Source organism: Aeromicrobium sp. Root472D3, from assembly GCF_001426485.1.
GTDB lineage: Bacteria > Actinomycetota > Actinomycetes > Propionibacteriales > Nocardioidaceae > Aeromicrobium.
The window spans coordinates 1,471,361-1,492,278 of record NZ_LMET01000001.1 but is presented as its reverse complement, the minus strand read 5'-3'; the positions used below and the strand labels follow the sequence as shown (position 1 = coordinate 1,492,278).

The following is a 20,918-nucleotide window of genomic DNA, read 5'->3' as shown; positions in this document are numbered from 1 at the left end:
ATGGGGACATGGCAGCAGTGACCGAAGAGCAGATCCGCACAGCCCTCGACGGCGTCAACGACCCCGAGATCAAGCGACCGATCACCGAGCTGGGCATGGTCGACACGATCACGATCGACGACCACCAGATCACGGTCCGCATCCTCCTGACGGTCTCCGGATGCCCGCTCAAGGACACGCTGACCCGCGACGTCACCGCCGCGGTCGGCACCGTCGCCCCCGCGGCCGCCGTCGTGGTCGACATGGGCGTCATGAGCGACGAGCAGCGCAAGGACATGCAGACGATGCTCCGCGGCGGACGCGCCGACCGCGAGGTCCCCTTCGCCCAGCCCGGCTCGCTGACCAAGGTGTTCGCGATCGCGTCCGGCAAGGGCGGCGTCGGCAAGTCGACCGTCACGGTCAACCTCGCCCTGGCGATGGTCAAGCGCGGGCTCAAGGTCGGCATCGTCGACGCCGACATCTACGGCCACTCGATCCCCGACATGCTGGGCGTGGGCGACATCCGCCCCACCCAGGTCGAGGACATGATCATGCCGGTCCCGATCAAGGGCCTCAAGGTCATCAGCATCGGCATGCTCAAGCCCCGCAAGGACCAGGTCGTCGCGTGGCGCGGGCCGATGCTCGACCGCGCGCTCGTGCAGATGCTGAGCGACGTCTACTGGGGCGACCTCGACGCGCTGCTGCTCGACCTCCCGCCCGGCACGGGCGACATGGCGATCAGCCTGGGCCAGCACCTGCCGAACGCCGAGATCGTCGTCGTCACGACGCCGCAGCCCGCTGCCGCCGACGTCGCCGAGCGGGCCGGCACGATGGCCTCGATGATGCACCAGCGGGTCGCGGGCGTGATCGAGAACATGTCGTACCTGCAGGTCCCCGGCGGCGAGCGCATGGAGATCTTCGGCTCGGGCGGTGCCGCCAAGGTGGCCGAGACCCTCAGCGGCCGCTTCGGCTACGACGTGCCGATGCTCGGGCAGATCCCCCTCGACCAGAAGCTGCGCGAGGGCGGCGACGCCGGCGACCCTATCGTCGAGTCCGATCCCGACTCCGAGTCGGCCAAGATCCTGCAGGGCGTCGCCGACCAGCTCAGCGGCCGGTCACGCGGCCTCGTGGGCATGCAGCTGGGGCTCGCGCCCGCCGGACGCCTGTAGGGTCCCCGCATGTTCGGCATGGGCTGGCCCGAGATCGGACTGATCCTCGTGGTCGCCCTGCTGCTGTTCGGGCCCGAGAAGCTCCCCGAGCTCGCCAAGCAGGCGGGCGGGTTCGTCCGCACCGTGCGGCGCATGGCCGACAACGCCAAGAACGACCTCGGCCGCGAGATGGGCGAGGACTTCTCCGACCTCAACCTGCGCGACCTCGACCCGCGCGAGATCGTGCGCCGCAACTTCCTCGACGACGACGCCGGGGACACGACGCCCGCGGCGACCAAGGAGACGCGCATCCTGCGCCCCGGCGAGCGTCCGCCGTTCGACTCCGAGGCGACCTGACGCCGTCGTCGTCGGCCCGACGGGTCAGGCGGCGCCGATCCACGACGACATCCGCGTCAGCCCGTTGCCGACCCGCTGCCCGACGCCCTGCTCGTGCGATCCCGTCGGCAGCTCCGCGACGGCCTGCTCGACGCGGTCCCGGTCGACGTCGGTGACGATCGTGAAGACCGTCCCCGCGTCGTCCCACGTCACGACCATCGGCGTTCCGCCACGCACCCAGACCTCCGAGCCGGCCATCGTCTCGGGCCTGAAGCCCGTCAGCGTCGACGGGTCGATCACGCCGTTCTGCTCGAACAGGTTGAGCCGCGCCGAGCCGTCGGTGTACTCGAGCGCGATGACCTCGTCGCTGTCGGTGAACGAGCCCGAGACGCGGTGGAGGTCGCCGGCGAGGGTGTCGTGGCAGGCCCAGCCGAACTCCGTCAGGTCGTCCATCGCGGCGGCCGTGATGATCGTGTCGTCGGGGCCCGGCGCCGGCGCGGAGAAGTCGGCGGCGTAGCGCGCGTACGACGGGACGACCTCGTCGCCGACCCGTTCCGACCCGCCCACCGCATAGGCCGTCCCGACCACCGCGAGCGAGGCGCTGGCCAGCACGACGCCGGCGCGCAGGGGCACCGAGCGTCCGAGCCGCACCCACCACGACTCCCGCGCGGGCGGATCGGCGGCCAGGCCGGCCAGCGAGGCCAGCAGGGCCGCGGGCGGTCCGGGGGTCGCGACCGTCGACATGCGGGACTTCAGCAGACGCTGCTGGCGCACGGCCTTCTCGCACGCGTCGCACGTCTGCAGGTGGGTGGACGCGTCGCGCTGCGCGGCATCGGACAGCTGTCCGTCCACGTACGCGGCGACGTCGGCACCCAGGTGAGGCATCAGATGCCGACCGGACCCACGAACCTGGTGCGACCCTCGGTGGGGGCGCGGTGGGCGAGGGTCTCGCGCAGCTGGGTGCGGCCGCGGTGGATGCGCGAGCGCACCGTGCCGAGCTTGATGCCCAGGACGTCGGCGATCTCCTCGTACGACAGGCCCTCGATGTCGCACAGCACGACCGCGACCCGGAAGTCGTCGGACAACGAGGCCAGCGCGGCCTCGATGTCGGGATCGAAGTTGGCGTCGTGCACCGCCGACTCCGGCAGCACCTCGGCGCTCAGCAGCCGGTCCTCGGCACCCTCGCCGAAGCCGTCCATGCGCAGCCGCGACTTGCGACGCACCCGGTCGAGGAACAGGTTGGTCGTGATGCGGTGCAGCCAGCCCGGGAAGTTGCCCGGCTCGTAGGTGTCGAGCGACCGGAAGACGCGGATGAACACGTCCTGCGTGAGGTCCTCGGCGTCAGGACGGTTGCCGGTCAGCCGGTAGGCCAGCCGGTACACGCGGGCCGAGTGCTCGGCGACGATGCCCTCCCAGTCGGGCAGGGCCCCGTCGGCGGGTGCCCGGTCGAGCGTCGAGGTGGCCACGTCGTCTGCCTTCATGGGTCGATCGTTGTTCCTTCACCTGAGAGAACGCACAGAACCACCTGACGGTTCCCCGTCGAATCGTCCGTACACCCCTCCGGCACCGCGTTCTTTCGTCGCGGCCTCCACGGTTCGGCGGTCCCGCGCCGATAGGCTGGGAGCACACATCGACCGAGGAGCCGTCATCACCACCGCAGCAAGCCTGGCATTCGCCGAGGACCACCAGAGCGAGGACGACCACCTCGCCGCTGCCCGACGCCGGGCCGACGAGGTCGGCGTCGTCCCCATCTCCCCCGGCGCGGGATCGGCGCTGTCGTTCCTCGCCTCGGCGATCGGGGCCCGGGCGGTCGCCGAGATCGGCACCGGCACGGGTGTCTCGGGGCTGTGGCTGCTGCGCGGCATGCAGCCCGGAGGCGTGCTGACGTCGGTCGACCTCGAGGCCGAGCACCAGCGTCTGGCGCGTGAGACGTTCACCGCCGCCGAGTACGCCCCCCAGCGCTTCCGGCTCATCGCCGGTGCGGGCCTCGACGTCATGCCGCGCCTGACCGACGACGGCTACGACCTGGTGTTCCTCGACGGCGACAAGGTCGAGTACGGCGAGTACCTCGAGCAGGCCGTGCGTCTCGTGCGGCCCGGCGGCCTCATCGTGTTCGACAACGCCCTGTGGCACGACCGCGTGGCCGACCCGTCGCAGCGCGATCCCGAGACCTCGGCGATCCGCGACGTCGTCAAGCGCGTCTCGACCGACGACCGGCTGCGCAGCGTGCTGCTGCCGCTGGGCGACGGTCTGCTGGTCGCCCAGCTCCTCCCCTGACGCCGACGAGTCACGTAGGCCCGCCGAGGAGTCGCTCACGCCGGGCGTGGGTGACTCCTCGGCGGGCGTGAGTGACTCGCGGGCGGTCAGTCGTCCTTGCGCTCGTGCTCGAAGTGGCTCGAGGAGCGGAAGCCCGCCGGCCCGCGGACGACCGCGACGATCTCGCAGGCCTCGATCAGGATCGGCTTGGAGCCGATGATCTTCGAGCCGGCCGACTCCTTGGCGATCTTCTCGAACGACTTCTGGAAGCCGGCCCGCGCCTCGTCGGACACGAACACGTAGCTGCCCTCGAACCACTCGCCCTTGACGGCACGCCACGTCTTGAAGCGCAGCCCGTCGAGGCCGGCGAACTTCGCGTGCGACTCGTCCTCGACATAGGCCCGCAAGGCCTTGAGGGTGCCCTTGGGAGCGTCTTTCAGGGACCAGCGGACCGTGAGGCCGTACACCTAGACCGCTTTGAGCGCGTCGCCGAGCGTGGCAGCTTCCTCGTTGTTGAGCTCGACAACGAGACGTCCTCCGCCCTCGAGCGGGACGCGCATGACGATGCAGCGCCCCTCCTTGGTGACCTCCATCGGTCCGTCTCCGGTCCGTGGCTTCATGGCGGCCATCAGTTCCCCTCTCGTAACGGCGCTCAACCCGACGGTCCAAGCGTTCTACCATTATCGCCTATGACCGGATCGGTTTCGACCTCAGTCCCACAGGAGACCCCCTTGAACACCTCCCCCGTCACCTACGACGTCGCCGACGGGATCGCCACGGTGGCCCTCGCCCGCCCCGACGGGATGAACAGCCTGACGCTCGCGACGAAGGTCGCGCTGCGCGACGCGCTGCACGAGGCGGCCGCCGACAGCGCCGTCCGGGTCGTCGTCGTGACGGGCTCGGGGCGGGCGTTCTGCGTGGGCCAGGACCTGCAGGAGCACGTGTCGGGCCTGACGGGCGGGGAGGACCTCGGCTCCTCCTCGACCGTCGTCGAGCACTACAACCCGATCGCGACGGCGATCGCGACGATGCCCAAGCCCGTCGTCGCCGCCGTCAACGGCATCGCGGCCGGGGCCGGTGCCTCGATCGCGTTCGCCTCGGACTTCCGCGTGCTCAAGCGGTCGGCCGGCTTCAACACGGCCTTCGCGGGCATCGCGTTCTCGTGCGACACCGGCGCGTCGTGGACGCTGCCCCGCCTGGTCGGCCAGGGACGCGCGATGGACCTGCTGCTGCGCCCCCGGACGATCTCGGCCGACGAGGCGCTGTCGATCGGCCTGGCCACCTCGGTGGTCGACGACGACGCGTTCGAGGCGGCCGTCGCCGCGCTGGCCGGCGAGCTGGCCCAGGGGCCGACACTCGCGTACGGCGCGATCAAGCGCGCCGTCGCGTTCTCGGCGACCCACGACCTGCCGTCGTCGCTCGAGCACGAGGGCCAGAAGATGGCGATGACCGGCGCGTCGACCGATCACGCGGTGGCGGTCGAGGCCTTCCTGGCCAAGCAGAAGCCGGTCTTCACCGGCCGCTGAGAACCTGCGCGTCGGGCGGTCAGGCCAGCTTGCGGTCGTGCTGGCGGCGCGTCTCGTCGGAGGCGGCCGTCTCCCACGCGAGCAGCTCGGCCCGCACCTGCAGCTCGGCGCTCTCGCTGGCCGCCAGGGCGTCGCTGGCGCGGCGCAGGTCGACCCGGGCCGACTCGAGGTCGGACTGCGCCGAGTCGGCGTCGGCCTCGAGGGCCGCGCTGCGGGCCCGCTCGGCGTAGACGCGCTCGCGCGCCTGGGCCAGCTCGATCTCGGCGGTGACGATCGCGTCGCGCAACGTCGCGATCTGGGCGTCGCGCAGGCTCACGCGCTGGCCCATCTGCTCGGCGAAGGCGATGTGCTCGCGGGAGCGGGCGACCGCGGCGGTGCGGTTGCTGTCGGCGAGCTGGGCGCGGTCACGGGCCCAGTCGCGGCGCAGCTGGGCGATCTCGTCGGAGAGCAGCCGCGTCGCGACCCCGCCCACGACGACGGCGTACAGGGTCGCGGCGACGAGCACGGGGACCGTCGAGACGACGATGCCGACGATCGCGACGACGACGGCGGTGAGCAGCAGCGCGACCGCGCCGACTGCTCGGCGGGAGCGGGGAATCCTCCGGTTGGACATGATCGGATCGTAGGACGGCGCGACCCCGATCGTGCGGAGCCACGCCTGGCCGGGGACGTGCGGTTGCCGGCGATCCGGTCACACGGCGCCGGCGGCCTCGCGTGCGACGCAGTCGGCGAGGTGGTCGTTGACCATGCCCGTGGCCTGCATCAGGGCGTACGCCGTCGTGGGCCCGACGAAACGGAAGCCGCGCTTCTTGAGGGTCTTGGCCATCGCGACCGACTCGGGCGTCGTGGCCGGGACGTCGGCGTACGTGACGGGCGCGGGCCGTGGCCCGGGCGCGAACGACCACAGCAGGTCGTCGAGGGGTTCGTCGAGCGCGACCACCGTGCGGGCGTTCGAGATCGTCGCCTCGATCTTCAGGCGGTTGCGGACGATGCCCGCGTCGTCGAGCAGCCGCGCCACGTCGGCCTCGCCGAAGGCCGCCACGGTCGGCGGGTCGAAGCCCGCGAAGACCTCGCGGAACCGCTCGCGCTTGCGCAGGATGACGGCCCACGACAGCCCCGACTGGAAGGCCTCGAGCGACATCCGCTCGAACAGGGCGGTCTCGCCGTGGAGCTCGCGGCCCCATTCCCGGTCGTGGTACGCGATCATCTGGGGGTCGTCGCCCCACGGGCACCTGACGACGTCGGGGGCGGGCTCCACGCTCAGCGGTCCTTGGCGACGAAGTACGAGATCGCCTCGTCGACGTCGTCGGTCACGTGCAGCATCTCGATGTCGCCGGGACCGACCTTGCCGTCGGCCAGCATCGTGTCGCGCAGCCAGTCGACCAGGCCGCCCCAGTACGCGCTGCCGAACAGCACGATCGGGAACGAGGTGACCTTGCCGGTCTGCGCCAGCGTCAGGGCCTCGAACAGCTCGTCCATCGTGCCGAAGCCACCGGGCAGGACGATGAAGCCCTGCGCGTACTTGACGAACATCGTCTTGCGGACGAAGAAGTAGCGGAAGTTGACGCCGAGGTCGACCCACTCGTTCATCCCCTGCTCGTGCGGCAGCTCGATGCCGAGACCGACCGAGACCCCGCCGCACTCGCTCGCGCCGCGGTTGGCCGCCTCCATCGCGCCCGGACCGCCGCCCGTGATGACGGCGTAGCCCTCGGCGCACAGCTTGGCCGCGATCTCGGTGGCCGCGGCGTACATCGGGTCGTCGGGACGCGTGCGGGCCGAGCCGAAGACGCTGACCGCCGGACCGAGCTCGGCGAGCGCGCCGAAGCCCTCGACGAACTCGGCCTGGATGCGCAGGACCCGCCACGGGTCGGTGTGCACCCAGCCCGCATCGCCCCGCGAGTCGAGCAGGCGCTGGTCGGTCGTGGTGTCGGGCCGCTGGTCGCGGCGCAGCTGCACGGGCCCCTTCTGGTGGGGCATGCGGTCGGGCACGTGGTCATCCATTCTGTGTCAGCCATCGGGTGAGGGTGTCGAGGACCCGGTGCAGGTGCTCGACGGGCACGTGCTCGTCGGCCTTGTGCGCGTAGATCGGGTCGCCCGGGCCGTAGTTGACCGCGGGCACGCCCAGCTGGGTGAACTGGGCGACGTCGGTCCAGCCGAACTTGGGTCGCGGCTCGGCGCCGACGGCCGCGACGAAGGCGGCCGCGGACGGCTGCGAGAGGCCCGGCACGGCCCCGGGGGCCGAGTCGGTGACGACGAGCCCGAAGCCCTCGAACACCTCCTGCAGGTGCTGGTGGGCGTCGGCCTCGGACCGGTCGGGGGCGAAGCGGAAGTTGACCGTGACGACGGCCTCGTCGGGCACGACGTTGCCCGCGACTCCCCCGCGGATGCCGACGGCGTTGAGACCCTCGCGGTAGACCAGCCCGTCGATCTCGACCTCGCGCGGCACGTACGTCGCGAGCCGGTCGAGCACGGGCGCGAGCGCGTGGATCGCGTTGCTGCCCATCCACGACCGGGCCGCGTGGGCGCGCTCGCCGGCCGTGCGGACGTCGACGCGCATCGTGCCCTGGCAGCCGGCCTCGACACCGGCGTCGGAGGGCTCCATCAGGATCGCGAAGTCGCCGGCCAGCAGCTCGGGACGCTCGCGGGCCAGTCGGCCCAGCCCGTTGAACTCGGCCGCGATCTCCTCGGCGTCGTAGAACACGTACGTGACGTCGCGGACGGGGTCGGGGACCGACGCCGCGAGCAGCAGGGCGACCGCCACGCCCCCCTTCATGTCGCACGAGCCGAGCCCGTGCAGCACGCCGCCCTCGAGCCGCGAGGGGAAGTTCGCGTTGGCCGGCACGGTGTCAAGATGCCCTGCGATCACGACCCGTTCACCGCGCCCGAGTGACGTGCGGGCGACGATCGTGTGACCGTCGCGGACGACGTCGAGGTGCCCGAGCGGGCGCAGCGCCGCCTCGACGGCGTCGGCGATCTCCTGCTCGGACAGGCTCTCGGAGGCGATGTCGACGAGTGCGCCGGTCAGCGCGACGACGTCGGAGGTCAGGTCGATGGTGGCCACCGGCTCACTCTTTCACGCGCGGCAGGGGCCGGGCCGACGCGATGCACTGGTAGAGGACGTGCGCCTGCCACCGCCCGTCGATGCGCAGGTAGTCGGGCGCGAGGCCGTAGCGCACGAAGCCGGCCCGCTCGAGCACGGTCTGCGAGGCGATGTTGTCGACGAGGGTCTCGCCCTGGAGGCGGTGCAGGCCGAGCGTGCCGAAGGCGATCGCCTGCGCGTCGGCCAGCGCCGCGGACGCGACGCCGCGGCCCGCGACGTGCTCGGCGACCCAGTAGCCGACGCTGGCCGACTGGTACGCCCCGCGGACGACGCCGCTCAGGGTCATCTCGCCGACGACGCCGTCGCCGTCGTCGACGATCGCGAGCGGGACGCCCCGCCCCTCGGCGTGCGCCGCGAGACGCTCGTCGATCGTGGAGCGCTGGCCGGCCTCGGTGTAGAACGCCTCGCTGCGGCGCGGCTCGAACGGCGCGAGCCGTGCCCGGTTGGCGGTGCGCACCGCCGCGAGGCCGGCCGCGTCGTCGGGGCGCAGCAGCCGGGTCGTCGTGCCGGTCACGACGCCTGCGGGTCGAAGACGCAGAACTCGTTGCCCTCGGGGTCGGCCATGACGGTCCACCGCGCGGTGTCGGTCGGTCGGGCCAGGAGCACGGCGCCGCGGGCCACGAGGTCGTCGACCGTGACCCCCGGCTCGAGCGTGACGTCCCAGTGCAGGCGGTTCTTGACGGTCTTGGGCTCGGGCACCGGCACGAAGTCGAACGAGTCGACAGGTGCCCCGGGGACGTCGTCGAGGTACGTGTAGCCGTCGTCGGTGGCGAGCGTCCCACCCCAGAGGTCGGCCCACCAGGCGGCGATGGCGGCGTGGTCCGCGGCGTCGACGACGACGTCCTTGAGCCCGGGCGGGCGGTTCGCGTCGACGAACACGCACAGCTCGTTGCCCTCGGGGTCGAGGAACGTCGTCCACGACACGTCGTCGACCGGGACGCGCTCGAGCCCGGCGAACGCGTCGAGCGAGGCCGCGACGAGGTCGAGGTGCACGCGGCCCTTGACGGTCTTGGGCTCGGGCACCGCGTTGATCCAGACCGTCTGGCCGGGTCGTGCCCCCCGCAGGACGGCTCCGTCGTCGGCCCGCTCGCCGTCGAGGTGCAGCGCCGACGACCAGAACGCCTCGATCGCCGCGACGTCGTGGGCGTCGATACACAGGTCCTTGAAGGTCACGAGAGGCATGCCGCCACGCTAGCCGCGCGCCCCGACATCCGCGAGGGTCAGTCCTGGACGGCCTTGACGATCGCGATCGCCGCGGTCACGCGCTCGGCGTCGCCGTCCTCGATCGCCCACATCGCCCGGTGCGCCTCGCGGACGACGACCCAGTCGCGGGCCCGGTCCTCGTCGAGTCCCGCTGCGTCGACGACGGCGTGGAAGCGGCGCCTGACCGCGGTGCGGACGTCACCGGTGGCCACGACCTCGTCCCACCGGTTCGACAGCAGCGGCGCGGGCTCGTAGTGCGGGTCGCCCGAGACGGGCTCCGGGTCGATCGCGAGCCACGGCGTGCGATCCGCGGCCAGCACGTGGGCGTAGTGCAGGTCGCCGTGGATCATCCGCCCCGTGCTGTCCGCGTCGGTCGTGAGCGCCCGGCCCAGGTGGACGGCCTGCTCGACGATGCGGTGCGGCAGGGGGGCCCGGCGCGGCAGGCGACCCAGGTCGTCGGTCCAGCGCTCGACGAGGCGGGTCAGCGGCACGAGCTGCGGGGGCGCCGGGACGTGCAGCAGCGGGTACAGCGCCGCGACGACCTCGCACGCCGCCAGCACGGGCAGCGACGACAGGTCGTCGGGGTGCAGGCGCTCGAGCAGCATCGCGCTGCGGCGCGGATCGGCCTGCAGCAGCCGGACGGCCCCGCGTCCGTGCCACGTCTGCAGGCCGAGGATCTCGTGCCGCCCCTCGCCGCCCGGCCACGCGACCTTCAGCACGGCGCGCACCCCGTCGGCGACGACCGGCACGACCAGGGCGGTGCGCCCGTGCATCGGGGCGCCGTCGGGCCGCAGGCCCCACTCGTCGAGCAGCCCGTGGACGAGCCGGGGCACGCCAGCCACCCACGTGGCCCACTGCTCGTCCCGCCCGGCGTGGGCCGCGAAGCCCGCCGGGAGGTCGAACGGCAGGAGGGCCATGACGTCCACCCTGCCATTCGCCGAAACCCACCCCGCGACAACAACCTGTCGCACTAGATTGGTCCCCGTCCCTCACCGACTCTTCCCCAAGGACTCCCCCATGCTGTTCCTCGTTCTGGCCGGGGTCGGGCTGACCCTCCTCCTGGTCACCGTGGTGTTCGACGGCGTCCTCGACGTCTTCGACCTCGACACGCCGTTCCTGTCGGGCACGGCGCTCGCGGCGTTCCTGTCGGCGTTCGGCCTGACGGGTCTGCTGCTGCCCGACGCGTGGGGCACGGCCGGGACGCTCGCGGCCGCCGCGGTCGCGGGCCTGGTCGTCGGCGGCGGCGCCGGGCTCGGCATGCGCGCGATGCAGAGCTCGAAGACCGACGCCAACGTCAGCGCCTGGACCGTCATCGGGACGACCGGCACGGTCGTCAGCCCGATCAAGGCCGGCTCGTACGGCGAGGTCGCCGTGACGGTCGCGGGACACCGCATGAAGTACAACGCCCTCGCCGACACCGACCTGCCGCTGGGCTCGTCGATCGCGGTCGTCCAGTCGCTCTCGCCCTCGGCCGTCAAGGTCGCCCCGCTCGTCTGAGCGGACCCCTCCCTCCCCCGCACCGCCACCCAGAAGGGTCATCCCCGATGACAACCATCATCGCCATCTCCGGCTTCGCCCTGCTGTTCGTGCTGCTCGTCGGCACGATCGTGACCCGGTACAAGGTCGCCGGCCCCAACGAGGCGTTCATCATCACGGGACGTCGCGACAAGCGTGCCGTCGATCTGACGGGCCAGAAGGTCGTCGTGGGCGGCGGCACGTTCGTCATCCCGTTCGTGCAGTCGATGGCACGCATCCCCCTGTCGTCGCTGCAGATCACCCTGCAGGTGCACAAGGCGCCGTCGAGCCAGGGCATCAGCCTGAACGTGCAGGCCGTCGCGGTCGTCAAGATCGGCGGCGACGAGGAGCACATCCGGGCCGCCGCGCAGCGCTTCCTGGGCCAGACCGACTCGATCCACGTCTTCACGACCGAGGTGCTCGAGGGCGAGCTGCGCGCGATCGTCGGCACCCTGACGGTCGAGCAGATCATCCAGGACCGCGGCGCGTTCGCCTCGAAGGTCGCCGAGGCCGCCGAGGCGTCGCTCTCCGTGCAGGGGCTGACGCTCGACTCCTTCTCGATCAAGGACGTCTCGGACGCCGAGGGCACGTACCTGCGCGACCTCGGACGACCCGAGGCCGCCAAGATCAAGCAGCAGGCCGACATCGCCGAGGCCGAGTCGCACAAGATCAGCGAGCAGAGCCGGCTCGCCGCCGACGAGCAGGTCGCGATCGCCGAGCGGACGCTCGCGCTGAAGCGCGCCGAGATCAAGGTCGAGACCGACACCGCCCTGGCCCAGGCCACCGCCGCCGGACCGCTCGCGAAGGCGGCCCGCGACCAGGAGGTGCTGGCCGAGGAGGCCAAGGTCGCCGAGCGGCGTGCCGCCGTGACCGAGAAGCAGCTCGAGGTCGACGTCCGCAAGCCCGCCGACGCCGAGCGGTACCGCATCGAGCAGCAGGCCGAGGCCCAGCGCAACGCGACGGTCTCGCAGGCCGAGGGCGCCCGCACCGCCAAGGTCGCCAACGCCGAGGCCGAGAAGGCCGCCCGCATCGCCGCCGCCGAGGCGTCCGCGATCGAGGGCGAGCGGCTCGGATCGGCCGAGAAGTCGCGCCGAGCCCTGATCGCCGACGCCGTCCGCCTGGAGGGCGAGGCCGAGGCGGCCGCCAAGCAGGCCGTCGGCGAGGCCGAGGCCAAGGCCATGCAGGCCCGCTCGGACGCCTACAAGGAGTACGGCGAGGCCGCGATCCTCGAGATGCTCGTCAAGATCCTGCCCGAGGTCGCCCGCGAGCTGGCCGCGCCGATGGGCAACATCGACCAGCTGACCGTCGTGTCGACCGACGGCGCCTCGGCGCTGCCGAAGGCGCTCGCGAGCAACATGGCACAGGTCGTCGAGCTCGTCCGGACGACGACGGGGTTCGACCTCAACGCGATGATCGCCGACTCGGCCGCCTCGTCCTCGGCACCGACCGGCGCCGGGCACCAGCCGTCCTGAGGGTCGCCCGCCCGTGCCATTTCACCCTGCCGGACAGACTGACGTCATGACGAGCTCGTTCGAGGGTCACATCGCCGGCATCGGCACGACCTCCGGCACGCGCATCGTCGTCGGCGTGTGGGACGTCAGCCCGTTCGGCACGTTCGCCGACACGATGATCGAGCAGCCCTCGGGCCACCGCATCCTCATCGCGCCCCGGCAGGACGTCGCCGACTTCATCGCATCGACCTACGCGTTCGACGAGGTGCGCATCGAGCCGGTCTCGGTCGAGACCGGTGACGAGTGGTCGGTGCACACGCGGTCGCTGCAGGTGCGCTTCACGCCCGGCCGGCAGCTGTGGGTCTCCCCCGTCCTGGGGCTCGTGCCGGCGCTGCTGCGCCGCACGTCGGCCTGGGCCCGCTTCTGCAACCCGTTCGCGAAGCGGCTCATGCCGGGCGTCCAGACATACGGGACGGCGGGCCACGGGCGCACCGAGTGGTACGCCGCACGCCACGTCCGCCGCCTCACGTGCGCCCGGGCCACGTGGGAGGGCACCGAGCTGGGCGAGCTGGCCCCCGTGACCCCCGCCGTCCGGTTCGGTTTCGCGTCGTCCCCCGCCCAGCCGACGCTCACGGCCCTGACGTCGTACGTCCGCGAGGCCTGAAGCACGAGACGTACGTCACACGCCGATCGGACAAGATCACACCGTCTCCATGCGGCATCGGGGCGTCCGGCGCGCAAGGCTTGTGCGTGGCTTCACAAGAGCCGACAGCACCAGACCTACGACCTGAATTCGCGGTGATCCACGCGTGACCGAACGCTCCTCCCTCGTCCTCACGGATCGCCACACCCCGGCGGTCGTCCACACCGACGTGCTCCTCGTCGGCGCGGGCATCATGAGCGCCACGCTCGGCACCCTGGTCAGGAGCCTCGAGCCCGACTGGAGCATCAGCCTCTTCGAGCGCCTCGACGGCCCGGCCCGCGAGAGCTCCGACCCGTGGAACAACGCCGGCACCGGCCACTCGGCCCTGTGCGAGCTGAACTACACGCCGCAGCGCCCCGACGGCACGGTCGACGTCACCAAGGCCATCACGGTCAACCAGCAGTTCCAGCTGTCGCGCCAGTTCTGGGCGCACGGCGTGTCGCAGGGCCTCCTCGGCGACCCGTCGTCGTTCATCAACCCCGTGCCGCACGTCAGCTTCGTGCAGGGCGCCGACGACGCCGCGTACCTGAAGGCACGCCACGCCGCCCTCGTCGACAACCCGCTGTTCGAGGGCATCGAGTACGTCGACGACCGCACCGAGATCGCCCGTCGCCTGCCGCTGATGTCGGCCGGGCGCGACGACGACGAGACGCTCGCGCTGAACTGGAGCTCCGGCGGCACCGACGTCGACTTCGGCTCGCTGACGCGGCAGATGCTCGGCCACCTCGAGTCGGCCGGTGCCGAGCTGAACTACGGCCACGAGGTGCGCAACCTCAAGCAGAACCCCGACTCGACGTGGACCGTGACGGTCAAGGAGGCCGCGACCGGTCGCAAGACCCGCGTCAACGCCCGGTTCGTGTTCGTCGGCGCGGGCGGCGGGGCGCTGCACCTGCTGCAGAAGTCGGGCATCCCCGAGATCCGCGGCTTCGGCGGCTTCCCGGTCAGCGGCCAGTTCCTGCGCTCGACCAACGCCGATCTCGCGCGCGGCCACCACGCCAAGGTCTACGGCAAGCCCCCCGTCGGCGCTCCGCCGATGTCGGTGCCGCACCTCGACACCCGCGTCGTCGACGGCAGGCCCAGCCTGATGTTCGGCCCCTACGCCGGCTTCTCGCCCCGCTTCCTGAAGGAGGGGCACCTGACCGACCTGCCCCGCTCGGTCAAGCCCGACAACCTGTTCTCGATGCTCGGCGTCGGGCTCAACTCGATGCCGCTGACGGTGTACCTCGTCAAGGAGCTGCTCAAGTCGCGCGAGCAGCGCGTCGAGGGGCTGCTGGAGTTCGCGCCCAGCGTCGACGGCGACGAGTTCGAGCTCATCACGGCCGGGCAGCGCGTCCAGACGATCCGCCGCAACGGCATGTCGGGCACGCTCGAGTTCGGCACGTGCACCGTCAGCCACGCCGACGGCACGATCGCGGGTCTGCTGGGCGCCTCGCCCGGTGCCTCGACCGCGGTCGCGGCGATGGTCGACGTCCTCGAGACGTGCTTCCCCGACCGCCTGGCCGCCTGGCGTCCGCGCCTGGTCGACATGATGCCGTCGTACGGCACCGACCTGATGCACGACACGTCGCTGCTGGCCGACCTGCGCCGCTGGTCCGACAAGACCCTGCGCCTCGTCGGCGACGACCACATCGAGGCCTGACCCCTCGCCCGCTGACGCGGGCGGGTCAGCGGAAGCCGGCGCCGCCCTTCGCGGGGTGGCGGATCTTCTCGCCCTTGGCGCGGGCGACGTCGGCCAGCTCGGCCTGGAACGCGACGATCCGCGCCGTCAGCCCGGGGTCGCCCGCGGCCAGGATGCGGACGGCCAGCAGCCCTGCGTTGCGGGCGTTGCCGATCGAGACCGTCGCGACCGGCACGCCGGCCGGCATCTGGACGATCGACAGCAGCGAGTCCATGCCGTCGAGGTACTTCAGCGGCACGGGGACGCCGACGACCGGCAGCGGCGTGACGGCGGCCAGCATGCCCGGCAGGTGGGCCGCGCCGCCGGCGCCGGCGATGATGACCTCGAGCCCGCGCCCGTGCGCCTCGCGGCCGTAGGCCAGCATCTCGTCGGGCATGCGGTGGGCCGACACGACGTCGGCCTCGTGGGCGATGCCGAACTCGTCGAGGGCCGTCGCGGCGGCCTCCATGGTCGGCCAGTCGGAGTCCGACCCCATCACGATGCCGACGCGCGGCTGCTCACTCATGCCCCAACCCTACCCAGCCCGGTCGCCACCGCGGCCGGGCCAACACCGGCGAGCGGGGGCGCGCCCTACCCGTCGGTGAGCAGGGCGGCGGCGTGCCGGGCGCGGGACAGGACGTCGTCGAGGTCGTCGCCGACCGCGGTCACGTGACCGACCTTGCGACCGGCCGTGACCGACTTGCCGTACAGGTGCACCTTGACGTCGGGCTCGGCCGCCAGGACGACGGACCGCTGCGCCTCGAGGTCGTCGACCGCGCCGCCCAGCACGTTGACCATGACCGACCACGGCTGACGGGCGCCGGTGCCCCCCAGGGGTAGGTCGAGGACCGCCCGCAGGTGGTTCTCGAACTGGCTCGTGACGGCGCCGTCGATCGACCAGTGACCCGTGTTGTGCGGACGCATCGCGAGCTCGTTGACCAGCAGGCGTCCGTCGCCGGTCTCGAACAGCTCGACGGCGAGGATGCCGGTGACGTCGAGCTCGGTCGCGATGCGCTCGGCCAGCGACCGCGCCTCGGCGGCCAGGGCGGGGTCGAGGTCGGGCGCCGGCGCGACGACCTCGGCGCACACGCCGCCGACCTGGCGCGACTCCACCACGGGGTACGAGCGCACCTCGCCCGACGGCGAGCGCGCCACGAGCGCCGACAGCTCGCGCCGGAAGTCGACGAGCTCCTCGGCCAGCAGCGGACGGTCGGCCGCGAAGGCGTCGTCGGCGTCGTCCTGCGACCGCACGACCCAGACGCCCTTGCCGTCGTAGCCGCCCCTCGTCGTCTTGAGCACCGCGGGGAACCCGAACGCCTCGAGGTCGTCGCGCGACGCGACCGGTGCGTTGCGCGGGCACGGTGCGCCCAGCGCGCCGAGCCGCTCGCGCATCGCGGCCTTGTCCTGCGCGTAGAGCAGGGCGTGGGGGCCGGGACGGCAGGCGTGCCCCTCGGTCTCGAGGACGCGCAGGTGCTCGGGCGGGACGTGCTCGTGGTCGAACGTCACGACGGGCGCGCCGTCGACGACGCCGCGCAGGTCGTCCAGCACGGTGTGGTCGCCCACGACGTGGTCGGGCACGACCTGCGCCGCCGAGACGTCGGGGCCCTCGGCCAGGAGCCGGATGCGAAGGCCCAGGGCGATCGCGGGCGGCTGCATCATGCGGGCGAGCTGTCCACCGCCGATGACGGCGAGATCTGGTGTCGGCACGGTCGTCAGCCTATCGGGGCCGCGACGCCTACCGGGCGCGGAACCCGCGCCGGTCGCTCACCGTGATGGGCGACAGGTTGCCGAAGCCGCGCAGCGGACGCGGAGGCAGCACGCGCGTGTCGAACTCGTCGCCCAGCGCCTCGGCGGTCGCGGCGTCGACGAGCACGCGGTTGCTGCGGGCGACGTGCGACAGACGGGCCGCGAGGTTGACGGGCGGTCCGTAGACGTCGCCGAGCCGGTTGATGACCGATCCCGTCGCGAGGCCGACGCAGATGTTGGGCAGCTCGGTGCGCGACGCGATCTGCGTGACGAGGTCGAGTGCCGTGCGGGTGCCCTGCCGGGGGTCCTCGGTCACGAACAGCACGGCGTCGCCGAGCGTCTTGATGACGCGTCCGCCGTGCGCCGTGATGATGTCGGCGCAGCGGGTCTCGAAGTTCTCGACCAGGGCGCCGAGGCTGCTGTCGTCGAGGCCGTTCGACAACGACGTGAAGCGCGACAGGTCGGCGAAGCCGACCGTCATGGTCGTCGAGAGCAGCTCGGCGTCGGCGGCCCCCAGTGCCTCGACCCGGGCCGCCGCGGCGGCGAGGTGGCGCCGCCACGCGTAGACCATGAGGTGCTCGAAGCCCGGCGCGGCGGAGCGGGCCAGCTCGGCCGCCGCCTCGAGGCGGGTCGGCGACTTGCCGCTCTCGACGTCGTGCTCGATCTGGTCGACCAGCGCCGACACCTGCCAGTCGGCCAGCCGCGCCATCGTGGCGCCGAGGCCGCGGGTCATCCGCAGCACCGTCGACTCGTCGAGCATCTGGCCGTCGAGCGCGACCGCCACGGCCGCGAGCGCCTTGACGTCGGGCTCGCCATACGCGAGGGCGTCACCCGTCTCGGGGAACCCCAGCGCCCGCCACAGGCGCAGGCCCCGGGCGTGCTCGACCCCGCCCTGGTCGGTGACCTCGGCGCTGGTCAGCGTCAGGTCGTGCCGCAGGATCAGCCGGGCCAGGGTGTCGCGCAGGTCGGCGCGGTCGACGTCAGACGGACTCATCGTTCCTCTGCGACTCGTGCCGCTCGAACACCAGGTTCGTGACGGTGCGGTGGAACGCCTCGACGCGCGGGATGTCGTCGAGCTCGAGGCCCGCCTGCTCGCTCGCGTCGTGGATGATCAGGGTGCCGCAGCCGAGGATGCGGTCGTTGAGGTTCTTCTCGTACGCGACGTCGTTGATGCGGCTCAGCGGGATGACCCGGCCCGTGCGGGTCAGGATGCCCTTCTGCTCGACGATGCGCTTGTTGGTCAGCGTGTACGTCCACAGGTACCAGCTGAGGAACGGGATCAGCGATCCCCACACGACCAGGATCGCGGCGAGCCCGACGATGATCCAGCCGGCCTTGCCGTCGCCCTTGTCGCCGATCTGGGCGATCAGGAAGCCCGCCGCCACGCACACCACCAGCAGCACGACGAAGGGCAGGAACAGCCGCTTGACGTGGGTGCGGGTCGTCTCGACGGTCTGCTCGCCGTCGATCATCAGCTTTCTGGGCAGGCTCACTTCGTCATCTCCGTCGGAAGGGCAGAGTACGTCGTCGACGACGTGCTCTGTGCCTGGCTGTTCACTCGCTGGCGCTCGCTCATGGCGACGATTCTGTCACTACGCGGGACGCAGGTGGGTGATATCGCCCGCGCTGATCGCCCGGCCGTCGACCAGCAGGCGTCCGTGCTCGTCGAGACCCGTCGCGACGCCCTCCACGGCCTCGTCGCGCGGCAGGCTGACCCGGACGCGCTGGCCGATCGTGACGCAGCGGCGCAGGTAGGAGTCGCGGATGCCCGCGGCCGGGTCGCCCTCCGACGCGGCCCAGGCGCGGTAGAGCGCCTCGAGGTTGCGCAGCAGGGAGCGCAGGACGATCGTCCGGTCGGTGTCGGTCGCCCCCTCCAGCGCCAGCGAGGTCGCGGTCTCGACCGGCAGCTCGTCGCGCCGCAGGGTCGTGTTGAGGCCGACGCCCACGACCGCGGCGGGCCCGTGGTCGGTCTCGACCCGCTCCAGCAGGATGCCGGCGATCTTGCGCCCGTCGACCTGGACGTCGTTGGGCCACTTGAGCCCCGACTCGACGCCGCACTCGTGCACCGTGGCGTCGACCGCGAGCCCCGCCAGCAGCGGCAGCCACACCCAGCGCGCGGCCGGGACGGCGTCGGGCCGCAGCAGGACCGAGACGATGACGCCCGATCCGGCCGGCGAGCTCCAGGCCCGGTCGAGACGTCCCCGGCCCGACGTCTGGACGTCGGTCGTGTGGACCGTGCCCTCCGGTGCTCCCGCCCGGGCGGCCGCGGCGACGTCGGCGTTGGTGCTGCCGGTCGAGGACGTCACGACGACGTCGGTCCAGAGGCGCCGGGGCCCCGTCAACGCCGACCGGAGGGCCCCCGCGTCGAGGGGCGGACGGTCGAGGTCGCGGTAGGACATGAGAACAGACTCACATACCCATTCGGCGTGACGGTCGTTACGCTGACCCCCGTGACCGAACAAGAGATCGTTGAGAAGCCCGAGCTGCACACGACCGCCGGCAAGCTCGCCGACTTCATCGAGCGTCGCGACACGGCCCTCGTGGAGATGGCCGAGCGCGCCCACGAGAAGCAGTCGGCCCGCGGTCGCCAGAGCGCCCGCGACCGCATCGACCAGCTGCTCGACGAGGGCTCGTTCGTCGAGCTCGACGCGCTGGCCCGTCACCGCGCGACCGACTTCGGCCTCGACGCGAACCGCCCGCTGGGCGACGGCGTCATCACGGGCTACGGCACGATCGACGGCCGCCAGGTGTGCGTGTTCAGCCAGGACTTCAGCGTCTTCGGCGGCAGCCTCGGCCAGGTCTACGGCGAGAAGATCACCAAGGTCATGGACCTCGCGATCAAGTCGGGCTGCCCCATCATCGGCATCAACGAGGGCTCCGGCGCGCGCATCCAGGAGGGCGTCGTGTCGCTCGGCCTGTACGGCGAGATCTTCAAGCGCAACGTGCACGCCTCGGGCGTCATCCCGCAGATCAGCCTCATCATGGGCGCCAACGCGGGCGGTCACGTCTACTCCCCCGCCGTCACCGACTTCGTGATCATGGTCGACAAGACGTCGAACATGTTCATCACGGGCCCCGACATCATCAAGACCGTGACGGGCGAGGAGGTCTCGATGGAGGACCTCGGCGGCGCCCGCGCCCACAACACCAAGTCGGGCAACGCGCACTACATGGGCGCCGACGAGCAGGACGCGATCGAGTACACCAAGGCGCTCGTCTCGTTCCTCCCCCAGAACAACATGGAGGAGGCCGAGGTCTACCCGGTCGACACCGATCTGGAGCGCACCGAGACCGACTACGCCCTCGACACGCTGATCCCCGACTCGGCCAACCAGCCGTACGACATCAAGACCGTCATCGAGTCCGTGCTGGACGACGGCGACTTCCTCGAGGTCATGCCGCTGTTCGCCCAGAACCTGGTCATCGGCTACGGACGCGTCGAGGGCCGCAGCGTCGGCGTCGTCGCCAACCAGCCGATGCAGCTCGCGGGCTGCCTCGACATCGACGCGTCCGAGAAGGCCGCCCGCTTCGTCCGCACGTGCGACGCCTTCAACATCCCCGTGCTGACATTCGTCGACGTGCCGGGCTTCCTGCCGGGCACCGACCAGGAGTGGAACGGCATCATCCGCCGCGGCGCCAAGCTGATCTACGCCTACGCCGAGGCCACGGTCCCGCTCATCACCGTCATCACCCGCAAGGCCTACGGCGGCGCGTACGACGTCATGGGCTCCAAGCACCTGGGCGCCGACCTCAACATCGCGTGGCCCTCGGCCCAGATCGCGGTCGTCGGCGCGTCCGGCGCGGTCGGCATCCTGTACCGCAAGGAGCTCAAGGCCGCGGACGACCCCGAGGCCCTGCGCGCCCAGCTCATGACCGAGTACGAGGACACGCTGTGCAACCCGTACCTCGCGGCCGAGCGCGGGTACGTCGACGCCGTCATCGAGCCCAGCCAGACCCGGGCCGAGATCGTCAAGGGCCTGCGCCTGCTGCGCACCAAGCGCGAGACGCTGCCGCCCAAGAAGCACGGGAACATCCCGCTGTGACGGCCGACGAGACGCCCGCCGAGGTCGACGCCCCCGCGCACACGCCCGTGCTGCGGGTCGTCAAGGGCGACCTGACGCCCGAGGAGCTCGCGGCCCTGGTCGCCGTCGTGGCCGCACGCAACGCCGCCGCGGCGCACGCAGCCGCGCGGACGAAGCCGGCCCCGCGCAGCGAGTGGGGGCACCCGGCCCGCCAGGCACGCGCACCCCACACGTTCGGTCCCGACCAGTGGCGCCGCTCGGCCTTCGGCCGCTGAC

26 protein-coding genes are annotated in these 20,918 nt (G+C 72.0%); 10 read left to right on the top strand and 16 right to left on the bottom strand.

Annotated elements, in window-relative coordinates:
* Positions 1-8 precede the first annotated feature (8 nt).
* Entirely contained in the window at positions 9-1,148 is a 1,140-nt protein-coding gene (locus ASD10_RS07350; protein ID WP_056606806.1) for an Mrp/NBP35 family ATP-binding protein, read from the top strand.
* 9 nt (positions 1,149-1,157) lie between these two features.
* A complete protein-coding gene (locus ASD10_RS07345; RefSeq protein ID WP_056606804.1) occupies positions 1,158-1,484 on the top strand; it encodes a sec-independent translocase in 327 nt (108 codons plus the stop codon).
* 24 nt (positions 1,485-1,508) lie between these two features.
* On the opposite strand, the gene ASD10_RS07340 is transcribed toward ASD10_RS07345, so the two are convergent.
* Both ASD10_RS07340 and sigE read right to left on the bottom strand, forming a co-directional pair.
* The gene (locus tag ASD10_RS07340) at positions 1,509-2,348 is read right to left on the bottom strand and encodes an anti-sigma factor (RefSeq protein WP_056606801.1); all 840 of its coding nucleotides are present in this window, start codon (positions 2,346-2,348) and stop codon (positions 1,509-1,511) included.
* Positions 2,348-2,944: an RNA polymerase sigma factor SigE gene (gene sigE, locus ASD10_RS07335; protein ID WP_056606797.1), complete on the bottom strand. Its 597-nt coding sequence runs from the start codon at positions 2,942-2,944 to the stop codon at positions 2,348-2,350. The genes ASD10_RS07340 and sigE overlap by 1 nt, the downstream gene beginning before the upstream one ends.
* 166 nt (positions 2,945-3,110) lie before the next feature.
* Here sigE and ASD10_RS07330 point away from each other — a divergent pair, with 166 nt between their 5' ends.
* Positions 3,111-3,740 carry an O-methyltransferase gene (locus tag ASD10_RS07330; RefSeq protein ID WP_056609983.1) on the top strand — a complete coding sequence of 210 codons (630 nt, stop codon included), beginning with the start codon at positions 3,111-3,113 and terminating at the stop codon, positions 3,738-3,740.
* Between the two features lie 86 nt (positions 3,741-3,826).
* Here ASD10_RS07330 and ASD10_RS07325 read toward each other — a convergent pair whose 3' ends face one another.
* Entirely contained in the window at positions 3,827-4,126 is a 300-nt protein-coding gene (locus tag ASD10_RS07325; protein ID WP_235501780.1) for a hypothetical protein, read from the bottom strand.
* Between the two features lie 60 nt (positions 4,127-4,186).
* A complete protein-coding gene (locus tag ASD10_RS18320) occupies positions 4,187-4,348 on the bottom strand; it encodes a DUF3117 domain-containing protein (RefSeq protein WP_019145023.1) in 162 nt (53 codons plus the stop codon).
* A gap of 102 nt (positions 4,349-4,450) precedes the next feature.
* Here ASD10_RS18320 and ASD10_RS07320 point away from each other — a divergent pair, with 102 nt between their 5' ends.
* Entirely contained in the window at positions 4,451-5,245 is a 795-nt protein-coding gene (locus ASD10_RS07320; RefSeq protein ID WP_235501779.1) for an enoyl-CoA hydratase-related protein, read from the top strand.
* Positions 5,246-5,264: 19 nt separating this feature from the next.
* Here the strand turns inward: ASD10_RS07320 and ASD10_RS07315 are convergent, their stop codons facing one another.
* The 7 genes from ASD10_RS07315 to ASD10_RS07285 form a co-directional block, all read right to left on the bottom strand.
* Positions 5,265-5,858 carry a hypothetical protein gene (locus tag ASD10_RS07315; RefSeq protein WP_056606787.1) on the bottom strand — a complete coding sequence of 198 codons (594 nt, stop codon included), beginning with the start codon at positions 5,856-5,858 and terminating at the stop codon, positions 5,265-5,267.
* Positions 5,859-5,936: 78 nt separating this feature from the next.
* The gene (locus tag ASD10_RS07310) at positions 5,937-6,509 is read right to left on the bottom strand and encodes a DNA-3-methyladenine glycosylase I (protein WP_056609981.1); all 573 of its coding nucleotides are present in this window, start codon (positions 6,507-6,509) and stop codon (positions 5,937-5,939) included.
* Positions 6,506-7,246, bottom strand: a complete 741-nt coding sequence (locus ASD10_RS07305) for a TIGR00730 family Rossman fold protein (RefSeq protein WP_056606784.1) — start codon at positions 7,244-7,246, stop codon at positions 6,506-6,508. Before ASD10_RS07305 ends, ASD10_RS07310 begins: the two co-directional genes overlap by 4 nt.
* On the bottom strand, positions 7,239-8,306 hold the full coding sequence (gene dapE, locus ASD10_RS07300) for a succinyl-diaminopimelate desuccinylase (RefSeq protein ID WP_056606782.1): 1,068 nt from the start codon (positions 8,304-8,306) through the stop codon (positions 7,239-7,241). The genes ASD10_RS07305 and dapE overlap by 8 nt, the downstream gene beginning before the upstream one ends.
* A gap of 4 nt (positions 8,307-8,310) precedes the next feature.
* On the bottom strand, positions 8,311-8,859 hold the full coding sequence (locus ASD10_RS07295; protein ID WP_056606779.1) for a GNAT family N-acetyltransferase: 549 nt from the start codon (positions 8,857-8,859) through the stop codon (positions 8,311-8,313).
* Entirely contained in the window at positions 8,856-9,527 is a 672-nt protein-coding gene (locus ASD10_RS07290; RefSeq protein ID WP_056606776.1) for a VOC family protein, read from the bottom strand. The genes ASD10_RS07295 and ASD10_RS07290 overlap by 4 nt, the downstream gene beginning before the upstream one ends.
* Before the next feature lie 38 nt (positions 9,528-9,565).
* Positions 9,566-10,465: an aminoglycoside phosphotransferase family protein gene (locus ASD10_RS07285; RefSeq protein WP_056606772.1), complete on the bottom strand. Its 900-nt coding sequence runs from the start codon at positions 10,463-10,465 to the stop codon at positions 9,566-9,568.
* Positions 10,466-10,565: 100 nt separating this feature from the next.
* On the opposite strand from ASD10_RS07285, the gene ASD10_RS07280 reads away from it, so the two are divergent.
* The 4 genes from ASD10_RS07280 (at position 10,566) to mqo (ending at position 14,856) form a co-directional block, all read left to right on the top strand.
* Positions 10,566-11,045 (top strand): hypothetical protein, encoded by a 480-nt coding sequence (locus ASD10_RS07280; RefSeq protein ID WP_056606768.1) that lies wholly within the window; start codon positions 10,566-10,568, stop codon positions 11,043-11,045.
* 47 nt (positions 11,046-11,092) lie between these two features.
* Positions 11,093-12,535 (top strand): flotillin family protein, encoded by a 1,443-nt coding sequence (locus tag ASD10_RS07275; RefSeq protein WP_056606765.1) that lies wholly within the window; start codon positions 11,093-11,095, stop codon positions 12,533-12,535.
* 46 nt (positions 12,536-12,581) lie between these two features.
* Positions 12,582-13,178: a hypothetical protein gene (locus ASD10_RS07270; protein ID WP_056606762.1), complete on the top strand. Its 597-nt coding sequence runs from the start codon at positions 12,582-12,584 to the stop codon at positions 13,176-13,178.
* Positions 13,179-13,323: 145 nt separating this feature from the next.
* Entirely contained in the window at positions 13,324-14,856 is a 1,533-nt protein-coding gene (mqo, locus tag ASD10_RS07265; RefSeq protein ID WP_056606760.1) for a malate dehydrogenase (quinone), read from the top strand.
* 25 nt (positions 14,857-14,881) lie between these two features.
* On the opposite strand, the gene purE is transcribed toward mqo, so the two are convergent.
* The 5 genes from purE to ASD10_RS07240 all read right to left on the bottom strand — a co-directional run bounded on the left by purE (position 14,882) and on the right by ASD10_RS07240 (position 19,019).
* Positions 14,882-15,400 (bottom strand): 5-(carboxyamino)imidazole ribonucleotide mutase, encoded by a 519-nt coding sequence (gene purE, locus ASD10_RS07260; RefSeq protein WP_056606755.1) that lies wholly within the window; start codon positions 15,398-15,400, stop codon positions 14,882-14,884.
* Between the two features lie 65 nt (positions 15,401-15,465).
* Positions 15,466-16,590 (bottom strand): 5-(carboxyamino)imidazole ribonucleotide synthase, encoded by a 1,125-nt coding sequence (locus tag ASD10_RS07255; RefSeq protein ID WP_082556075.1) that lies wholly within the window; start codon positions 16,588-16,590, stop codon positions 15,466-15,468.
* Positions 16,591-16,609: 19 nt separating this feature from the next.
* A complete protein-coding gene (locus ASD10_RS07250; protein WP_056606748.1) occupies positions 16,610-17,614 on the bottom strand; it encodes an adenylate/guanylate cyclase domain-containing protein in 1,005 nt (334 codons plus the stop codon).
* Complete coding sequence (locus tag ASD10_RS07245) at positions 17,601-18,113, bottom strand: PH domain-containing protein (protein WP_157432487.1); 513 nt, start codon at positions 18,111-18,113, stop codon at positions 17,601-17,603. The genes ASD10_RS07250 and ASD10_RS07245 overlap by 14 nt, the downstream gene beginning before the upstream one ends.
* A 99-nt stretch (positions 18,114-18,212) precedes the next feature.
* Positions 18,213-19,019, bottom strand: coding sequence for a biotin--[acetyl-CoA-carboxylase] ligase (locus ASD10_RS07240; RefSeq protein WP_056606742.1), 807 nt, complete (start codon positions 19,017-19,019; stop codon positions 18,213-18,215).
* Positions 19,020-19,070: 51 nt separating this feature from the next.
* Between ASD10_RS07240 and ASD10_RS07235 the strand changes: the two genes are divergently transcribed.
* On the top strand, positions 19,071-20,663 hold the full coding sequence (locus ASD10_RS07235) for an acyl-CoA carboxylase subunit beta (RefSeq protein ID WP_056609980.1): 1,593 nt from the start codon (positions 19,071-19,073) through the stop codon (positions 20,661-20,663).
* Positions 20,660-20,917 carry an acyl-CoA carboxylase subunit epsilon gene (locus ASD10_RS07230; RefSeq protein WP_056606739.1) on the top strand — a complete coding sequence of 86 codons (258 nt, stop codon included), beginning with the start codon at positions 20,660-20,662 and terminating at the stop codon, positions 20,915-20,917. Before ASD10_RS07235 ends, ASD10_RS07230 begins: the two co-directional genes overlap by 4 nt.
* Position 20,918 lies beyond the last annotated feature (1 nt).

Excerpts from the sequence above, each read along its gene's own strand:
- ASD10_RS07350 (WP_056606806.1), top strand. The coding sequence starts at position 9 with ATGGCAGCAGTGACCGAAGAGCAGATCCGCACAGCCCTCGACGGCGTC.
- ASD10_RS07345 (WP_056606804.1), top strand. The coding sequence starts at position 1,158 with ATGTTCGGCATGGGCTGGCCCGAGATCGGACTGATCCTCGTGGTCGCC.
- ASD10_RS07340 (WP_056606801.1), bottom strand. The coding sequence starts at position 2,348 with ATGCCTCACCTGGGTGCCGACGTCGCCGCGTACGTGGACGGACAGCTG.
- sigE (WP_056606797.1), bottom strand. The coding sequence starts at position 2,944 with ATGAAGGCAGACGACGTGGCCACCTCGACGCTCGACCGGGCACCCGCC.
- ASD10_RS18320 (WP_019145023.1), bottom strand. The coding sequence starts at position 4,348 with ATGGCCGCCATGAAGCCACGGACCGGAGACGGACCGATGGAGGTCACC.
- ASD10_RS07315 (WP_056606787.1), bottom strand. The coding sequence starts at position 5,858 with ATGTCCAACCGGAGGATTCCCCGCTCCCGCCGAGCAGTCGGCGCGGTC.
- ASD10_RS07305 (WP_056606784.1), bottom strand. The coding sequence starts at position 7,246 with ATGGATGACCACGTGCCCGACCGCATGCCCCACCAGAAGGGGCCCGTG.
- ASD10_RS07290 (WP_056606776.1), bottom strand. The coding sequence starts at position 9,527 with ATGCCTCTCGTGACCTTCAAGGACCTGTGTATCGACGCCCACGACGTC.
- ASD10_RS07285 (WP_056606772.1), bottom strand. The coding sequence starts at position 10,465 with ATGGCCCTCCTGCCGTTCGACCTCCCGGCGGGCTTCGCGGCCCACGCC.
- ASD10_RS07280 (WP_056606768.1), top strand. The coding sequence starts at position 10,566 with ATGCTGTTCCTCGTTCTGGCCGGGGTCGGGCTGACCCTCCTCCTGGTC.
- ASD10_RS07275 (WP_056606765.1), top strand. The coding sequence starts at position 11,093 with ATGACAACCATCATCGCCATCTCCGGCTTCGCCCTGCTGTTCGTGCTG.
- ASD10_RS07270 (WP_056606762.1), top strand. The coding sequence starts at position 12,582 with ATGACGAGCTCGTTCGAGGGTCACATCGCCGGCATCGGCACGACCTCC.
- purE (WP_056606755.1), bottom strand. The coding sequence starts at position 15,400 with ATGAGTGAGCAGCCGCGCGTCGGCATCGTGATGGGGTCGGACTCCGAC.
- ASD10_RS07250 (WP_056606748.1), bottom strand. The coding sequence starts at position 17,614 with ATGAGTCCGTCTGACGTCGACCGCGCCGACCTGCGCGACACCCTGGCC.
- ASD10_RS07240 (WP_056606742.1), bottom strand. The coding sequence starts at position 19,019 with ATGTCCTACCGCGACCTCGACCGTCCGCCCCTCGACGCGGGGGCCCTC.